This is a genomic window from Streptomyces olivochromogenes, from assembly GCF_001514115.1.
GTDB classification, from domain to species: Bacteria; Actinomycetota; Actinomycetes; order Streptomycetales; family Streptomycetaceae; genus Streptomyces; species Streptomyces olivochromogenes.
Map to the genome: position 1 here is coordinate 156,280 of NZ_KQ948453.1, position 16,708 is coordinate 172,987.

Consider the following 16,708-nt stretch of genomic DNA (forward strand, 5'->3'; position numbering starts at 1 on the left):
GACTAGATGACCAGCGACAGCAGCAGGACCAGCCCGCCCGCCACCACCGAGATGATCGTCTCCATGACGGACCAGGTCTTGACGGTCTGGCCGACGCTGAGGCCGAAGTACTCCTTGACCAGCCAGAAGCCGGCGTCGTTGACGTGGCTGAAGAAGAGCGAGCCGGCGCCGATCGCGAGGACCAGGAGCGAGGTGTGGGCGGTGGACATGTCGGCCGCGAGGGGCGCGACCAGGCCGGCGGCCGAGATGGTGGCGACGGTCGCGGAGCCGGTCGCGAGGCGGATGGCCACCGCGATCAGCCAGGCGAGCAGCAGCGCGGGGATCGACCAGTCCTTGGAGATGTCCAGGATCATCTGGCCCACGCCGGAGTCGATCAGGGTCTGCTTGAAGCCGCCGCCCGCGCCCACGATCAGCAGGATGCCGGCGATGGGGGCGAGGGACTTCTCGACGGTGGTGGAGATGCGGTCCTTGGTGAAGCCGGCCGCGCGGCCCAGCGTAAACATGCCCACGATCACGGCCGCGAGCAGGGCGATCAGCGGGGAGCCGACGACGTCGAAGACGCGCTGCACCATGTGGGTGGGGTCGTCCACGATGATGTCGACCAGCGCCTTGGAGAGCATGAGGACGACCGGGAGCAGCATGGTGGCGAGGGTGGCGCCGAAGCCGGGCCGCTTGTCCAGTTCCTCGGAGGCGCGGGTGGGGATCATGCGGTCGGGGGCCGGGACGTCGACCCAGCGGGCCGCGACCTTCGAGAAGAGCGGGCCCGCGATGATCACCGTCGGGATGGCGACCAGGACGCCGAGGGCGAGCGTGATGCCGAGGTTGGCCTTGACCGCGTCGATGGCGACGAGCGGGCCGGGGTGCGGCGGGATCAGGCCGTGCATCACGGACAGACCGGCCAGCGCCGGGATGCCGATGCGCATCAGGGAGTAGTTGCCGCGCTTGGCGACCATCAGTACGACCGGGATCAGCAGCACGATGCCGACCTCGAAGAACAGCGGCAGACCGATCACCGAGGCGATCAGCACCATCGCCCAGGGCATGGCGCGCCCGCCGGCCTTGGCGAGGATGGTGTCGACGATCTGGTCGGCGCCGCCGGAGTCGGCGAGGAGTTTGCCGAGGATCGCGCCGAGCGCGATCAGGACGCCCACACCGGCGACGGTGGCGCCGAGGCCGGTGGTGAAGCTGACGATGGTCTTGTCGAGCGGGGCCCCGGCGAAGGCGCCGAGGGCGAGCGAGCCGATGGTCAGGGCCAGGAATGCGTGCAGCTTGAACTGGGTGATGAGCAGGACGATGACGGCGATGCCCGCCAGCACGGCGATGCCCAGCTGAGCATGGCCCGCCGAGGTGATCGGCTCGACGGTGTCCGCTGCCAGCATCTCGACGCTGAGTCTGGTCACGGTGGTCCCTTGCTTGAGAAACGTACGTGGGGAAGGTGTCGGGGAAGGTGTTAGAGCGAGGGTTGGGCAAGCCCCTGGAGTGCGGCGACGGCCCGTTCGGTGATCTCGCCGGGGTCGCCGGAGACGTCCACGGAGACACCCGCCTCGTCCGCTTCCAGCGGCTGGAGGGTGGCGAACTGCGAGTCCAGCAGCGCCGTCGGCATGAAGTGCCCCTGACGGTGCGACATCCGGTCCTCGATGAGCGCGCGGTCACCGGTCAGATGGACGAAGACGACCCCGGGCGCCTCGGCCCGCAGCCGGTCGCGATAGCTGCGCTTGAGCGCCGAACTGCTGACCACTCCGCCGAGCCCGTGCCGGTCGTGCGCCCAACGGCCGATGGCGTCCAGCCACGGCCAGCGGTCGTCGTCCGTCAGCGGGGTCCCGGCCGACATCTTGGCGATGTTGGCCTGTGGGTGGAAGTCGTCGCCCTCGGCGTACGGAACGCCGAGCCGGGCCGCAAGCAGGGGACCGATGGTGGTCTTGCCGGTGCCTGCGACGCCCATGACCACGACGACATGGGGGGTGCGCACTTGCTGCATCGTGCTCTCACTGTCTTCGTCGACATCTGATGTCGACGACACTGAAACTCATTAGGTACGACGAATTCAAGAGTGTGTGACATATAAGTCTGACTTTTTGTTCCAGGGCTCCGCCTCGTACGCTGACCCCATGACCACACGGGGCCGGGGGCTGCACGGACATGTACTGGAGTCCCTCGGGCCGGCGATCACGGCGGGCGAGTACCCGCCGGGGAGCGTGCTGCGCACCGACGAACTCGCGCAGCGCTTCGAGGTGTCACGCTCCGTGATGCGCGAGGCGGTCAGGGTGCTGGAGTCCATGTACCTGGTCGAGTCCCGCCGCCGCGTCGGCGTCACCGTCCGCCCCAAGGCCGAATGGAACGTGTTCGACCCTCAGGTCATCCGCTGGCGGCTGGCCGGCGCCGACCGCCCCCACCAGCTGCGATCGCTCACCGTGCTGCGCTCCGCCGTCGAGCCGATCGCCGCGGGCCTGTCCGCCCGCCACGCCACCGCCGCGCAGTGCGCGGAGCTCACCGAGTGCGCCCTCGGCATGGTGGCCAACTCACGCGGCCACAAGCTGGAGGAGTACCTCGTCCACGACGTGGCCTTCCACCGGGTGATCCTCAACGCCTCCGGCAACGAGATGTTCGCCCGTCTCGGTGACGTGGTCGCCGAGGTCCTCGCGGGCCGCACCCACCACGAGGTGATGTTCGAGGACCCCGACCCGGCCGCCGTCACCCTGCACGTCCAGGTCGCCGAGGCGGTCCGCGCGGGCGACGCGTCCCGCGCCGAGGAACTCACCCGCAAGATCACGGTCGGCGCGCTCCAGGAACTGGACATCCTCGCGCCGTAGGCGTCCTACCCCAGGAAGTCGCCGTCGACGTACACCCAAGCCCCGTCGACCCGCTCGAACCGGCTCCGCTCGTGCAGCGAACCGCCCCGGTAGGAGGCCCGGAAGGTCACGGTCCCCGCGGAGTGGAAAGCCGACCCCTGCCCCGTGTCGAGGATCTCCAGACCCGTCCACCGCATCCCCGGATCGAAGTCGACCCGCGCCGGCCGTGTCCGCGGATGCCAGGTCCGCAGCAGATAGCCCTCGTCCTCCTGGACGAAGGCGCAGTACCGCGACCGCATCAGACGCTCCGCGGTCGGCGCGAGCGCCTCACCGCGATGAAAGCGCCCACAGCACCGCGCGTACGGCTCGGGCAGCCCGCACGGGCAGCTACGACTGGTCATGACCGCCATTCTCTCCCAGCCCGAAGGGGCCTCTCTCGCAACCCGGAGGGGCCCTACGCCGAGTCGGCGTTGGTCGGCGGGTACGTCGGGCGGGCCGGCATCGGCGCGACGGTTACGGCCAGGGTGGGCAGCGGCGGCAGCTTCGCCGTACGCACCCAGGCCCCGAACAGGTCGTCCAGCGGCTCGGCCGAGTACCGGGCGGCGTGCGCGGTGAACACCGCCGTGGTGACCGCGCCGCCCCGGTGCAGGGCGGCCCAGCCGCGCAGCATACGGAAGAACGCGTCGTCGCCCATCGCGCAGCGCAGCGCGTGCAGGGTGAGTCCGCCGCGCTCGTAGAGCCGGTCGTCGAACATCAGCTTGCGGCCCGGGTCGGACAGCACCAGGTCCTTCGGCTGCCCGGACAGCTTGCGGTGCGCGAGAGCGGCCAACTGCTGGGCCGTACGGCCGCCCGACCGCTCCGACCACAGCCACTCGGCGTACTTCGCGAAGCCCTCGTTCAGCCAGATGTGCCGCCAGTCCGCGATGGACACGCTGTTGCCGAACCACTGGTGTGCCAGCTCGTGCGCGACCAGCCGCTCCGAACCCCGCGCCCCGTCCACGTGGTTGGCGCCGAACAGCGACAACCCCTGCGCCTCGACGGGGACATCGAGCTCCTCCTCGGTCACCACGACGGCGTACTCGCCGAACGGATACGGCCCGAAGATCTGCTCGAACAGCTCCATCATCGCGGGCTGCCGCGCGAAGTCCCGGGAGAACGCGGCGAGCAGGTGCGCGGGCAGATGCCCCGTCTGCGGTACGCCGCCGAGCCCGGGGTCGCCGAGCAGCACCGTCTGGTACTTCCCGATCGACAGCCCGACCAGATAGCTGGAGGTCGGCGCCGCCTGCTCGTACACCCAGGTCGTCGTCGACGCCTTCGTCGTACGGGTGAGCAGCCGCCCGCCCGCCACCACCGAGTACGCCGACGGCGTCGTGATGGAGATCTGGTACGAGGCCTTGTCGGCGGGGCGGTCGTTGCACGGGTACCAGGAGGGCGCGCCGATCGGCTGGCTCGCCACCAGCGCCCCGTCCTCCAGCTCCTCCCAGCCGAGTTCGCCCCAGGGGCTGGGGACCGGCTTGGGGTTGCCCGACCAGTGCACCTCCACGGTGAACGCGGCACCGGCCCGTATCGGCTTCGGCGGGCGGATGCGCAACCGGCCGCCCCGGTGCGTGTAGTGCGGTGCCTTGCCGTCGACCCGGACCCGGCCGATCCGGAAGTCGGCCAGGTTCAGCTGGAACTCGGCGAGTGGAGCCCGGCCCGCTATGGCGTTGAGCCGCGCGGTGCCGGACAGCCGGTTGGGGCCGGGGCGGTAGTCCAGCGCGAGCTCATACCGGTGCACCCGGTAACGGGGATCACCGTTGGCCGGGAAGTACGGGTCCGAACCCACTGCCTGCTGAACGCTCACGCTTGCGTCTGCTCCCTGCGCTGTGCTCGTACGACGTGCCGGTGCACCGTCCCCGGACGCCGTACGGGCCGCGCCTAGGAACGCCATGCCTCGATCGGGTTGCCCAGCCAGCGGGTGTCGTCGGGGACGGATTCCGCCGCCATGACGAGCGAGGCGGGTCCCAGCGTGCTGCGCGCCCCGACTGTGCTGCCGGGAAGGACGATTCCGCCCGGGCCCAGAGTGGCGCCCTCACGGAGGACAACAGTATCCGTCCGCAAGATCCGGTCGTGGAAGAGGTGGGTCTGCAGGACACAGCCCCGGTTGACCGTGGTCGCGTCCTCCAGGGTCACCAGGTCCGTCTCGGGTAGCCAGTAACTCTCGATCCATGCCCCCTTGCCGATATGGGCGCCGAGGCCGCGCAGCCACGCCGTCATCAGCGGCGTACCGGGCACGGATCCGGCCAGCCACGGCACGGCGACGACCTCGACGAAGGTGTCCGCCAGCTCGTTGCGCCACACGAAACCGCTCCACAGCGGGTGCTCGCCCGCCCGGTGCCGGCCCACCAGCAGCCACTTCGCCACGATGGACGTCAGGCAGGCCAGCACGCCGACGCCCAGGAACACGACTCCGGCCAGCAGCGGCGCCCAGACGCCCAGCGCGCTCAGCGCGGCGACGGTCAGGACCGCCAGCGCCGCCGAGCAGAACACCGGCACGATCCGGCACAGCTCCACGAGGGCCCGCGCCCACAGCAGCCGCGCGGGCGGGTCGTAGGTACGGCTCTGATCGCCGTCCTGCGTCGAGCGCGGCAGCTTCACCGGCGGCAGACCCAGGTACGAGCTGCCCTTCTTCGCCTTCTTCGGGGTCGCCGACAGCACCCCGACCAGCCCGCCGTCCGGCACGCTGCGGCCCGGCGCGGTCATCCCGGAGTTGCCCAGGAAGGCCCGGCGGCCGATCTCGGCACGCCCGATCCGCATCCAGCCGCCGCCCAGCTCGTACGGCGCGGTCAGGGTGTCGTCGGCGAGGAAGGCGCCCTCGCCCACGGTGGTGAGACTCGGCAGCGCGAGGACGGTGGAGACCTCGGCACCCCGGCCGATCCTCATACCGAGCAGCCGCAGCCACACCGGCGTGATCAGCCCGGCGTACAGCGGGAACAGCGTGTCGCGCGAGCGGTCCATCAACTGCGTGACGGTCCAGGCCTGCCAGCCGATCCGGCTGTGCGTCGGGTACGTGCCTTCACGCAGGCCCAGGCTGAGCAGACGCACGCCGACCAGGAGCAGCAGCGCGTACGCGAGCCCGAAGGCGAGCGTGGCCGGGACCAGCGCGAGCGCCGCGCCGCGCAGGGCCGCACCGAGCCCGGCGTCCGCGCGCACGAACGGATGAGCCACCAGGAGCGCGGCCACGGCGGAAAGAACAGGCAGCGCGGTCAGCGCGAAACCGGTCGCGCCGTACATCGCCCGCCAGTACGTACCCCGGCGCGGACGCTCCTTGGGCCAGGCACGCTTCGCCTTGCCGAGCTTGCCGGCGGGCGCTCCGGCCCAGCGCTGCCCGGTGGGAATCTGCCCGGCGACCGCCGAGCCCGGCGCCACCTCGGCCCGCTTGCCGACGCGCGCGCCCGGGAAGAGGATGCCGCGCGTCCCGACCACCGCACCGGCGCCGACCTTGACCTGCCCGATCTCCAGCCGGTCACCGTCCAGCCAGTACCCCGACAGGTCCACCTCGGACTCGACGGCGGCACCCCGGCCCAGCTTGAGCATGCCGGTCACCGGCGGCAGCGAGTGCAGATCGACGTCCTTGCCGACCTTGGCGCCCAGGGCACGCGCGTACCGCTCCAGCCAGGACCCGGTCAGCGAGGCCGCGCCACTGAACTCGGCCAGCCGTTCGGCGGTCCACAGCCGCAGATGCACACTTCCGCCCCGGGGGTAGCGTCCGGGCTTCACCCGGCGCAGCAGCAGCCGCGCCCCGCCCGCCGCGATCGCGAGCCGCCCCGGCGGGCTGTGGAGCACGACCGCCCCGGCGCCGACGAGCCACCACGAGGCGCTCGGCGCCCAGGGGTACGGACCGAACCAGTGCAGTACGTTCCCGAGCGCGGCCAGCGCCACGGTCCAGCGCAGCCCCATCAGCGTGAACAGGGGTATCAGCAGGAACAGCTGGGTCACCTTGGCGCGCAGTGGCACCGGGGCGATCACCCGGTCGCCGCCGTCGTCCTGCGCGGACTTCTCCAGGCGCCGGGCCAGCTTGCGCAGAACGGGCTGCTGGTAGATGTCGAGCACGGCGGCGCTGGGGTAGCGGGTGCGCAGCCGGGTGGTGAGCTGGGCGGCGGCGAGGCTGCCACCGCCGATCGCGAAGAAGTCGTCGGACCCGCTGCCGACCGGGATGCCGAGGACCTCGCTCCACTGCTCGGCGAGCCAGGCCTCGGTGCCGTAGAGCTGTTCCTTCGTACCGCCGGTCTCCAGGCCCTCCAGGGGCCAGGGCAGCGCGCCCCGGTCGACCTTGCCCGAGGTGCGGGTCGGCAGGTCCGCGACCGGGGCGAGCAGCGGGACGAGGGCCGCGGGCAGTTCGGCGCGCAGCTTCTCGACGGCGGCGGCCTGGTCCCAGCCCTCCTGGGTGACGACATAGCCGACGAGCAGCTGGTTGCCGCTGCGGGCGGTCCGGACGGCGGCGGCGGCCCCCGCCACACCGGGGAGCGCCTGGAGCGCCGTGTCGACCTCGCCGAGCTCGATGCGGCGCCCGCCGAGCTTGATCTGCTCGTCGGCCCGCCCGAGGAAGATCAGCCCCTCCGGCTCGGCCTTGACGAGGTCACCACTGCGGTACGCCCGCGCCCAGCCGAGCGACTGAAGCGGCGCGTACTTCTCCGCGTCCTTCTCCGCGTCGAGATACCGGGCGAGACCGACCCCGCCGATCACCAGCTGGCCGGTGTCGCCCATGGCCACGGGCTCGCCGGCCTCGTCGACCACGGCCAGCTCCCAGCCGTTCAGCGGCAGCCCGATCCGGATCGGCTCCTCGCCGGTCATGAGGGAGGCACAGGCGACGACGGTCGCCTCGGTGGGCCCGTAGGTGTTCCACACCTCGCGGCCCTCGGTCACCAGCCGCTGGACCAGCTCGGGCGGGCAGGCCTCACCGCCGAAGATCAGCAGCCGTACGTCGGCCAGGGCCTCCGGCTCCCAGAGCGCGGCGAGCGTCGGCACGGTCGAGACGACGCTGATCTCCTGCTCGACCAGCCAGGGCCCCAGGTCGGCGCCGCTGCGCACCTGGGAGCGCGGCACGGGGACCAGGCAGGCGCCGTAGCGCCAGGCCAGCCACATCTCCTCGCAGGAGGCGTCGAAGGCGACGGACAGGCCCGCCATGACCCGGTCACCGGGCCCGATCGGGTCCTCGGTGAGGAACAGCTCCGCCTCGGCGTCGACGAACGCGGCGGCGCTGCGGTGACTGACGGCCACACCCTTGGGCTTGCCCGTGGACCCGGAGGTGAAGATGATCCAGGCGTCGTGCTCGACACGGGGGCGCGCGGCGGGCACCTCGGAGGTGCCGTTGACGGTCAGCCGGTGCCCGGCCCCGATGACGGCCCGCACCTCCGCCTCGCCGAAGACCAGCTCGGCCCGCTCGTCGGGGTCCTCGGCGTCCACCGGCACATAGGCAGCGCCCGCGGCCAGTACGGCGAGGATGGCGACGTACAGCTCGTTGGTGCCGGAGGGGACACGGACGCCGACCCGGTCGCCGAGGCCCACTCCGGCGTCGCTCAGCCGCCGCCGCTGGGCCTCGACCTCGACGGCCAGGGCGCGGTAGGTGAGGACCCGGTGGCCGTCGTCGAGGGCGGGCTCGTCGGGGTGGGCCCGGACGGTGGCGTCGAGGATGTCGACCAGCGTGCGCGGCGAGGCGGCGACGGAGGCGGAGAAGCGCGCCGGGTCGCCGAACTCCGCGCGCACCTCCTCGTCGAACAGCGCGAGTGCGGGGCCTTGCTCGAGGGCTGCCATCGGGTCCTCACGTGTTGTTCCCGGAGCGTCCGGGGAGCTGGTGGGCCCGCAGGTATGCCTGGGGATATTCCGGTCCAGCTCCAAACAAGCCTTGAATTTTAGTACGACGCTAGTCGCGTACCTGGTCATCAGCCATGCGGGGACTCCGTACGAGGGCTCCGGAACCACTGATTCCGGTGTGGTGACGGGGCTCTGACATGGGGGTATGTCATCCTGACGAGATCTGCCCCACATCTGTCCGTAACGCGGCGAACACGATGAGTTGAGGCCTGCGCTGCGCACAACGAGTGAGGGCCGCGACCTGATGGTCGCGGCCCTCACTCCTCTGTGTGTCCGAGGGGGGACTTGAACCCCCACGCCCGATAAAGGGCACTAGCACCTCAAGCTAGCGCGTCTGCCATTCCGCCACCCGGACAAGGTGTCTGTCGCGCGGGGTTTCCCTCGCGGCGACAGAGGAAACATTACCAGGCTTTCGAGGGCCCCCGGTCACACCCCGTCGCCGCGTGAACGGCGTGTGACGGGCCGGGTCCGGCCTTGGGGCGAGGAGGGGGTGGGGGAGAGGATGAGGGGGGACCACCAGCAGTGACAGTGGGAGGAAGCAGCGTGAGCGAGTCGAACACGGCCAGGAGCGTCTCTGGCGAGGACGAGGTCGTGGACCTCTGTCGCGAGCTGATCCAGATCGACACCAGCAACTACGGGGACCACTCCGGACCGGGTGAGCGCAAGGCCGCGGAGTACGTGGCCGAGAAGCTCGCCGAGGTCGGGCTCGAGCCGCAGATCTTCGAGTCGCACAAGGGGCGCGCGTCGACCGTGGCCCGTATCGAGGGCGAGGACCGCTCGCGCCCCGCGCTGCTCATCCACGGCCACACCGACGTCGTACCGGCCAACGCGGCGGACTGGACCCATCACCCCTTCTCCGGCGAGATCGCGGACGGGATGGTGTGGGGCCGCGGCGCGGTCGACATGAAGGACATGGACGCCATGACGCTGGCGGTCGTCCGGGACCGGCTGCGCAGCGGGCGCAAGCCGCCGCGTGACATCGTCCTCGCGTTCCTCGCCGACGAGGAGGCCGGCGGCACGTGGGGCGCGCGGCACCTCGTCGACAAGCACCCCGACCTCTTCGAGGGCGTGACCGAGGCGATCGGCGAGGTCGGCGGGTTCTCCTTCACGGTCAACGAGAAGCTGCGGCTGTACCTCGTCGAGACCGCCCAGAAGGGCATGCACTGGATGAAGCTCACCGTGGACGGCACCGCCGGGCACGGTTCGATGATCCACAAGGACAACGCGATCACCGAGCTGTCCGAGGCCGTCGGACGGCTCGGGCGGCACAAGTTCCCGGTCCGGGTGACGAAGACGCTGCGGCACTTCCTCGACGAGCTCGGCGACGCGCTGGGCACCGAGCTCGACCCGGAGAACATGGACGAGACGCTCGCCAAGCTCGGCGGCATCGCCAAGCTCATCGGCGCCTCCCTGCAGAACACCGCCAACCCGACCCAGCTCGGTGCCGGATACAAGGTCAACGTGATTCCGGGGCAGGCGACCGCGCACGTCGACGGGCGTTACCTGCCGGGGTACGAGGAGGAGTTCCTCACCGACCTGGACCGGATTCTGGGACCGAGGGTCAAGCGTGAGGACGTGCACGCGGACAAGGCGCTGGAGACCACCTTCGACGGGGCGCTGGTCGACGCCATGCAGACCGCGCTGTCCGCCGAGGACCCGATCGCGCGAGCCGTGCCCTACATGCTCTCGGCCGGCACCGACGCCAAGTCCTTCGCCGACCTCGGCATCCGCTGCTTCGGCTTCGCCCCGCTCAAGCTGCCGCCGGAGCTGGACTTCGCGGGCATGTTCCACGGGGTCGACGAGCGGGTGCCGGTGGATGCCCTGAAGTTCGGCGTCCGTGTGCTCGACCGCTTCATCGAGGCGTCATGACACGTTGACGCCCGCATTCGCCCGTACGTACGGAGATCACCCGGGACGGGTGAATGCGACCATAAGCTCGTAGCTCTAGTAGTCCCTCCTCGTTACAGGTGATGCGATCCGCTGCTTGGGATCGCATTGCCAACAAGGAGGAATAATGATCAAGAAGGTCGTCGCTGCTGCGGCTGCCACTGGTGGTCTGGTTCTCGCGGGTGCGGGCCTGGCCGTCGCCGACTCGGGTGCCCAGGGTGCCGCTGTGCACTCCCCGGGTGTCATCTCCGGCAACGTCATCCAGGTGCCCGTTCACGTCCCGGTGAACGTTTGCGGCAACACGGTCTCCGTGATCGGGCTGCTGAACCCCACCTTCGGCAACACCTGCATCAACAACTGACGTTGTGCCTCACCCCACGAGGGTCTGAGCCCGTCGGCCCCGGAGCGCGCGCCATGCGCTCCGGGGCCGACCGGCTTTCGGCGCACGCACAGGACGGATGCGTGCGCGTTCCGGAGGGTCCAAGCCAAGGACTAAGGCAGGGAATTCAGCTATGCGACAGGTCACCCGCAAGGGCCTGATGACCGTGGCGGCCGCGACCGGCGTACTCGCCGCGACCGGAGGCTACGCACACGCCGACTCGGGTGCGAGCGGCGCCAGTTCGGACTCGCCCGGCGTGCTGTCGGGCAACACGGTGCAGGCGCCGGTGCACGTGCCGGTCAACGTCTGCGGAAACACCGTGAACGTCGTCGGGTTGCTCAACCCGGCGATGGGCAACAAGTGCGTCAACCACGGCGGCGGTGGGTCGTCCGCCGGGGGGCACGGGGGAGGTTATGGAGGCGGCTACGGGGGTGGCGGCCATGATGGTGGCGGCTACGGGGGTGGCGGCTACGGCAGTGGCGGCCATGACGGTGGTGGCTACGGCGGTGGCGGCCATGACGGTGGCGGCTACGGCGGTGGTGGCTACGGCGGTGGCGGTTCGCACTGGGGCGGCTCCCACGCCGGTGGGCACGCGAGTGGCTCGCCGGGCGTCGGCTCCGGCAACCACGTCCAGGTGCCGATCGACGTGCCGGTCAACGTCTGCGGCAACAGCGTGAACGTCGTCGGGTTGCTCAACCCGGCGATGGGCAACGACTGCGCGAACGGACACGGCGGCCACACCCACTATCCGCCCGGCGGCGGTCACCCCGGTCACCCCGGTCAGCCCGGTCACCCGGGTCAGCCCGGTCACCCGGGTCAGCCCGGTCACCCCGGTCACCCGGGTCACCCCGGTCACCCCGGTCACCCGGGACACCCCGGTTACCCGGGGCAGCCTGGGAACCCCGGTCAGCCCGGGAACCCGGGTACGCCCGGGAACCCGGGTACGCCCGGGAACCCGGGTACGCCCGGGAACCCGGGTACGCCCGGGAACCCGGGTACGCCCGGGAACCCGGGTACGCCCGGGCACCCCGGAACCCCGGGCACGCCGCCCACCTCGTACCCCCACCACCCGGGGACGCAGAACGTCTCCCAGCCGCAGAGCGGCGCGGCGCAGCTCGCCCACACCGGCAGTGACCTGCCGATCGGCGCGGTGATCCCGGCGGCCGCGGGCGCGCTGCTGGCGGGCGCCGTGCTCTACCGCCGGGCGCGCTCAGGCGCGTAGTCGGCGGGACAGAGAAGTGTCCGGGCCTGGAACGGGGGCCGGGGCAGGTGTGATCGCTTCGCCACAGGCATCCCCTGTGGCGAAGCGACCGGAGCGGGCCCGCACGGGCGGGGCCCGCTCCGTTTCAGCCGCTTTCGCTCACCACGTGGCACGCACCTGGCGGATGATCCGCCGGCGCAGCCGCACCTTGCGGCTGCCGTCGGGGTGCAGGCTGAGGCGGTCCAACTCCCAGTGTCCGTACTCCGCATGGTCCGTCAGCAGGCGTGTCGTCTCCTTGCGGGACACCCCGCGCGGCACGTACACGTCGACAAATTCGTATTCCGGCATCGCATCTATTGTGCGGGCAGAGGCCCTGTACGGATAGCGTCTGCACTATGTCTGATGCTGTGCAGCCCACCACTGCCGAGGTACGCGCCGCCGCCGAGGCTGTCAAGACCGCACTCGACCGCCACCTGGCCGCGGTCGAGCGCAGGTCGGGCGATGACGACCCGGCCGTATACGAGGCGTTCAACGAGCTGGCCGCCGCGGCCGAGGAGTACGACGAGCTGCTCTACGACCGCTATGACGAGGTCACTCCCTTCGAGATCCCCGGCAGCGACGACACGCTGCCGCCGTACACGGGCCCCGAGGAGCCGAACGCGCTGAGCGTGCTGATCCGCCGGGACTACGCGGTGGTGGAGCCGCAGCGACTGCTGGCACAGGCCCAGCGGGTGGAGGCCGTGGAGGAGAACGGGGCCACCGCGGCCGCGGGCTTCGACGCGGCGTCCGGCACGGTGCACGGGGCGCTGGGCGTCCTGTTCGGCGAGTTCGAGCCGGACGAGATCGCCTCCCGGCACAAGGAGTTCGGCCTGGAGGAGGGCGACTCCACACTCTGGGTCACGGCCGCCGACGAACCGGCCGACCCCGGCGAGTGGCTGGAGACCCCCTTCGAGGCGATCGACCCGCAGCGCGTGGTCTGCCGCTTCGACGTCAGCGCGGTCTTCGACGACGAGTCGGACGACGACGAGCTGGAGGACGACCTCGCCCCGGACTCCGAACTGGACGAGGACGGGGATCTGGAGCCGCTGGACGCCGATCGCTGAGCACCGCGGCAAAGGGCTCCTGAGCATGCCGTCGCGGGAGCGCTGAGCACCGCGTCACAGGAAGGTGGCGGTCACCGGAAGCCCGGTGGCCGCCACCTTCCCGCGTACGGGAGCCCTGTCCCTGGGCGGCGGCTCAGCCCGCCGCCGGGACCTGTGCCTTGAGCAGGGCGGGCAGGCGCGTGGTGCGCGGCTTCTGCGGGACCTCGGCCACCGCCCGCTGCAGGGCCTGCTCCACCCCGTGGACCACGGACAGATGGCGCTCGGCCCGGCCGAAGGCCGTGTACACCCAGGGCCTGGTCAGGGCCGCCGCTGCGTCACCGGGGAGCACCACGACCGCGGCGGGCCAGCGCAGACCGACCGCCTGGTGCGCCGTGAGCGCCCAGCCGTGCCGTACGGACTGCTCCACCCGCTCCTTCGGTACGACGACGGGCAGACCCGAGCACTCCAGGTGCAGCCCGTCGGCATCGGCCTTCACCACGTGCCCCACCGTCGTACGACCCGGAGCGGGGGAGTGGGCGACACGGTCCCCGGGGTCGAAGCCCCCGAAGCGGCCGGGGCCCGGGTTCAGCCGCTCCTTGAGCGCGCTGTTGAGTGCGCGGGTGCCGACGGCGCCGCCGTGCCCCGGGGTGATCACCTGCGTCTGCTCGGCCGGGATGCCGATGGCGCGCGGCACCGAGTCCGCGACCAGCTGCACGGTCCGGTGCACCGCCTCGCCGGCGTCCCGCACGGGGACGATCACGACTTCCTTGCCGGGCGCCTCGACCTGGTTCAGCTCGCCGATGCCGACCCCGGAGACCAGCTCCCCGACGGGGCCGGGGTCCGGCGTCCGCGAGGCCACCTGCGGGCACACCCGAGCGGCGAGCAGATCGGCGAAGACCCGCCCCGGACCCGCCGACCACAGCACTCCAGGGTCCCCGCTCAGCACCAGCCGTGCGCCGTCCGGCAGCGACTCGGCGAGCATGGCCGCCGTCTCGACGTCCAGCTGCGGTGCGTCCAGGACGACCAGGAGGTCCAGGTCGAAGGCGCCGTCCGTGTCCCGGCCAGGGCCCTCGGCGCCGGAGAGGAGTCCCGCGACGGTGGCGACCCCGGTGACCGGCCCGTCCCCGGCGTCGCCCGAGGGGCCGTCCGGCAGGTCGTACCGCGCCATGCGGGCCGTGCAGTCGTCGCGGCCGCTCGGCGTGTGGGTGGCCGCCCAGCCGCGCAGGCCGAGACCGCGCGCGGCGTGCAGCAGTGCCGCCGTCTCGGCCTGGGACGCGTGCCCGCCGGTGTGCAGGACCAGGCCGTGGCCCGCGACCGCCCGGATCAGCTCCGCGGCGGAGCGGGTGGCCGACGCGGCGGCCTGCTCCCATCCGTCGGCGGAGCCGTCCGTCTTCGGCACGGAGTTCATGACCCGGGCGAGTCCGTCGGCGAGGCTCTCCTCGGCCAGCGCGTACCGCTCCAGGCCGATGAGGACGCGGACCGGACGCTCCTCGGACTCCTCGGCGCCCTCCTCCTGAGCCGGGGGCGCGGTGTCGAGGGCGTCCTGGAAGACCAGTGCGTCGCCCTCCGCGAGGGCGCTCTGCACGGCCGCGTCCGGATCCGGCACCGCGCGCTGGGCGAGCGCGGCGGTGAGCGCCGGGGCGTCGAGAGCGGTGTGCCCGGCGAGGGCCGCCTGCTCGAGGAGCCATACGGTGACCGCCCGGCCGCGCCGCTCGTCGTCCGGGCGGCACTCCGCGCCGAGCAGCGCGCGGGCGAACCCGTCGGCCTGCTCGGGCCGCACCCCGGCGACCCGCAGCAACTGCCAGGGGTCCTCGCGCAGCTGGTCGTCCGCGCCCTCGCCGAGTGCCGCGAGGGCCCCCGGTGCGAGGGCGTCGGGTGCGCCGCCCTCGCCCAGCACGGCGCGTACGGCGGCGGCGGCTTCCGGCGCGAGGGCCGCCGAGGTCTCGGCCGGGGCGGCCACCGGCTGCGGGCGCGGCACGGGCTCCGGGGCGACCGCCCTGCGCGGCGTCGGCTCGGGCTCACGGAAGGCGGTGGCCACAGGCTTCTCGCCGCTTTCCACGGCCCGCACCGCCGCGAGCAGATCGGCGGCCGTCCCGCTGAGCTTGGTCCCGGCCGCGATCGGCCCCTGCTTCTCGGCCTTCCGCCGCTCGATCCGCTCCCGCTCCAGCCGCTGCGCCGCCAGCTCGGCCGCTGCCTCGGACAGCTTGGCGGCGTCCGCCGCGCCTTCGGTCTCCGTGCCGCCCTCGACGGCGTCCGTGACCGCGGCCGCGTCTGTATCCGTGTCTGTGTCCGCGTCTGTATCCGTGTCCACGTCCTGCGGGTCGGCGGTCGCTCCCGCGCCCGGCGTCCCCGGCTCCACTTCCTCCGTGGTCTCGGGCTCCGTGCTCACAGCGTGCTCCAGTCGTGATCGGGATAGTGGTGCACCGGTGCCGACACGTCGTCGAGCGCCCGGCAGATCTCGTCAGGAAGACTAAGGGTCTCCACTGACAACGCGGCCGTGAGCTGCTGCGCGTTGCGCGCGCCGACGATCGGGGCGGCGACACCGGGCCGGTCGCGGATCCAGGCGAGGGCGACCTGCAACGGCGTGACCGCGAGGCCGTCCGCCGCCGTCGTCACCGCGTCCACGATGCCGCTCGCCGTGTCGTCCAGGTACGGCGCGACGAACGGCGCGAGGTGCTCCGAGCCGCCGCGGGAGTCCGACGGTGTGCCACCCCGGTACTTCCCGGTGAGCACACCCCGCCCGAGCGGTGAGGACGGCAGCAGACCCACGCCCAGGTCGAGCGCCGCGGGCAGCACCTCCCTCTCCACGCCGCGCTGGAGCAGGGAGTACTCCATCTGCGTACTCGCGATCCGTGTCCGTGTGCCGGGCGCCGCGAGCTGCCAGGTCGCCGCCTTGGCGAGCTGCCAGCCGCAGAAGTTGGACACCCCCGCGTACCGCGCGCGACCGCTGCTGACCGCGAGGTCGAGCGCCTGGAGGGTCTCCTCCAGCGGGGTGTCCGGGTCGAAGGCGTGGACGTGCCACAGATCCACGTAGTCCGTGCCGAGGCGCTGGAGCGAGGCGTCGAGCGCCGACAGGAGGTGCCCGCGCGAGCCGTCGAACCGCCGGTCCGGGTCGGGCACACTGCCCGCCTTCGTGGAAATGACCAGGTCGCGACGCGGCACGAGGCCTTCTATGAGTTGTCCGAGCAGGTACTCCGACTCCCCGTCCCCGTACACATCCGCGGTGTCGACGAGGTTCCCGCCCGCTTCCCAGAACACCTTCAACAGCTCCGCGGCGTCGTGCTCGTCGGTATCCCGCCCCCACGTGAGGGTGCCGAGTCCGATCCGGGACACACGAAGGCCGGTACGGCCGAGATGCCTCTGCTCCATGGACGCCGAGATTACTGGCCAGAACTCGCGTCGTGGGGGCCCTGTGGACAACATGGATGATCAGACCTGAACCCGTTCCTGTCACCGCGCCCACCAGCGCGCTAGGGTCGGCGGCACAAGGGACGTTACTGATCGGTAAGGGGATCGG

At 71.9% G+C, this 16,708-nt stretch carries 13 protein-coding genes and 1 tRNA gene; 5 read left to right on the top strand and 9 right to left on the bottom strand.

The features are described 5' to 3' along the window. Positions 1 to 2: 2 nt before the first annotated feature. Both AQJ27_RS10315 and AQJ27_RS10320 read right to left on the bottom strand, forming a co-directional pair. The gene (locus AQJ27_RS10315; RefSeq protein WP_067365185.1) at positions 3 to 1,400 is read right to left on the bottom strand and encodes a GntT/GntP/DsdX family permease; all 1,398 of its coding nucleotides are present in this window, start codon (positions 1,398 to 1,400) and stop codon (positions 3 to 5) included. Positions 1,401 to 1,450: 50 nt separating this feature from the next. Next, positions 1,451 to 1,978 carry a gluconokinase gene (locus AQJ27_RS10320; RefSeq protein WP_079064898.1) on the bottom strand — a complete coding sequence of 176 codons (528 nt, stop codon included), beginning with the start codon at positions 1,976 to 1,978 and terminating at the stop codon, positions 1,451 to 1,453. A gap of 130 nt (positions 1,979 to 2,108) precedes the next feature. Here AQJ27_RS10320 and AQJ27_RS10325 point away from each other — a divergent pair, with 130 nt between their 5' ends. Then, the gene (locus AQJ27_RS10325) at positions 2,109 to 2,810 is read left to right on the top strand and encodes a FadR/GntR family transcriptional regulator (protein WP_067365189.1); all 702 of its coding nucleotides are present in this window, start codon (positions 2,109 to 2,111) and stop codon (positions 2,808 to 2,810) included. 5 nt (positions 2,811 to 2,815) lie between these two features. Here AQJ27_RS10325 and AQJ27_RS10330 read toward each other — a convergent pair whose 3' ends face one another. The 4 genes from AQJ27_RS10330 to AQJ27_RS10345 form a co-directional block, all read right to left on the bottom strand. Then, positions 2,816 to 3,190 carry a YchJ family protein gene (locus AQJ27_RS10330; RefSeq protein WP_159064338.1) on the bottom strand — a complete coding sequence of 125 codons (375 nt, stop codon included), beginning with the start codon at positions 3,188 to 3,190 and terminating at the stop codon, positions 2,816 to 2,818. Positions 3,191 to 3,243: 53 nt separating this feature from the next. Next, complete coding sequence (locus AQJ27_RS10335; protein WP_235613608.1) at positions 3,244 to 4,632, bottom strand: M1 family metallopeptidase; 1,389 nt, start codon at positions 4,630 to 4,632, stop codon at positions 3,244 to 3,246. A gap of 74 nt (positions 4,633 to 4,706) precedes the next feature. After that, complete coding sequence (locus AQJ27_RS10340) at positions 4,707 to 8,582, bottom strand: Pls/PosA family non-ribosomal peptide synthetase (protein WP_067365198.1); 3,876 nt, start codon at positions 8,580 to 8,582, stop codon at positions 4,707 to 4,709. A gap of 330 nt (positions 8,583 to 8,912) precedes the next feature. Then, positions 8,913 to 8,997, bottom strand: a tRNA-Leu gene (locus tag AQJ27_RS10345). Positions 8,998 to 9,185: 188 nt separating this feature from the next. Between AQJ27_RS10345 and AQJ27_RS10350 the strand changes: the two genes are divergently transcribed. The 3 genes from AQJ27_RS10350 (at position 9,186) to AQJ27_RS10360 (ending at position 12,130) form a co-directional block, all read left to right on the top strand. Further along, a complete protein-coding gene (locus tag AQJ27_RS10350; RefSeq protein ID WP_067365200.1) occupies positions 9,186 to 10,511 on the top strand; it encodes a M20/M25/M40 family metallo-hydrolase in 1,326 nt (441 codons plus the stop codon). A 145-nt stretch (positions 10,512 to 10,656) separates the two neighbouring features. After that, positions 10,657 to 10,890 carry a chaplin ChpH gene (gene chpH, locus AQJ27_RS10355; protein ID WP_067365204.1) on the top strand — a complete coding sequence of 78 codons (234 nt, stop codon included), beginning with the start codon at positions 10,657 to 10,659 and terminating at the stop codon, positions 10,888 to 10,890. A gap of 151 nt (positions 10,891 to 11,041) precedes the next feature. After that, positions 11,042 to 12,130 carry a chaplin family protein gene (locus tag AQJ27_RS10360; protein ID WP_067365209.1) on the top strand — a complete coding sequence of 363 codons (1,089 nt, stop codon included), beginning with the start codon at positions 11,042 to 11,044 and terminating at the stop codon, positions 12,128 to 12,130. Positions 12,131 to 12,268: 138 nt separating this feature from the next. Here the strand turns inward: AQJ27_RS10360 and AQJ27_RS10365 are convergent, their stop codons facing one another. Further along, a complete protein-coding gene (locus AQJ27_RS10365; RefSeq protein ID WP_054231126.1) occupies positions 12,269 to 12,457 on the bottom strand; it encodes a DUF5703 family protein in 189 nt (62 codons plus the stop codon). 47 nt (positions 12,458 to 12,504) lie between these two features. On the opposite strand from AQJ27_RS10365, the gene AQJ27_RS10370 reads away from it, so the two are divergent. Next, positions 12,505 to 13,212, top strand: coding sequence for a hypothetical protein (locus AQJ27_RS10370; RefSeq protein WP_067365213.1), 708 nt, complete (start codon positions 12,505 to 12,507; stop codon positions 13,210 to 13,212). Between the two features lie 133 nt (positions 13,213 to 13,345). Here the strand turns inward: AQJ27_RS10370 and AQJ27_RS10375 are convergent, their stop codons facing one another. After that, the gene (locus AQJ27_RS10375; protein WP_067365216.1) at positions 13,346 to 15,580 is read right to left on the bottom strand and encodes a helix-hairpin-helix domain-containing protein; all 2,235 of its coding nucleotides are present in this window, start codon (positions 15,578 to 15,580) and stop codon (positions 13,346 to 13,348) included. Beyond that, entirely contained in the window at positions 15,577 to 16,560 is a 984-nt protein-coding gene (locus tag AQJ27_RS10380) for an aldo/keto reductase (protein WP_067365219.1), read from the bottom strand. The genes AQJ27_RS10375 and AQJ27_RS10380 overlap by 4 nt, the downstream gene beginning before the upstream one ends. Positions 16,561 to 16,708: the final 148 nt, after the last annotated feature.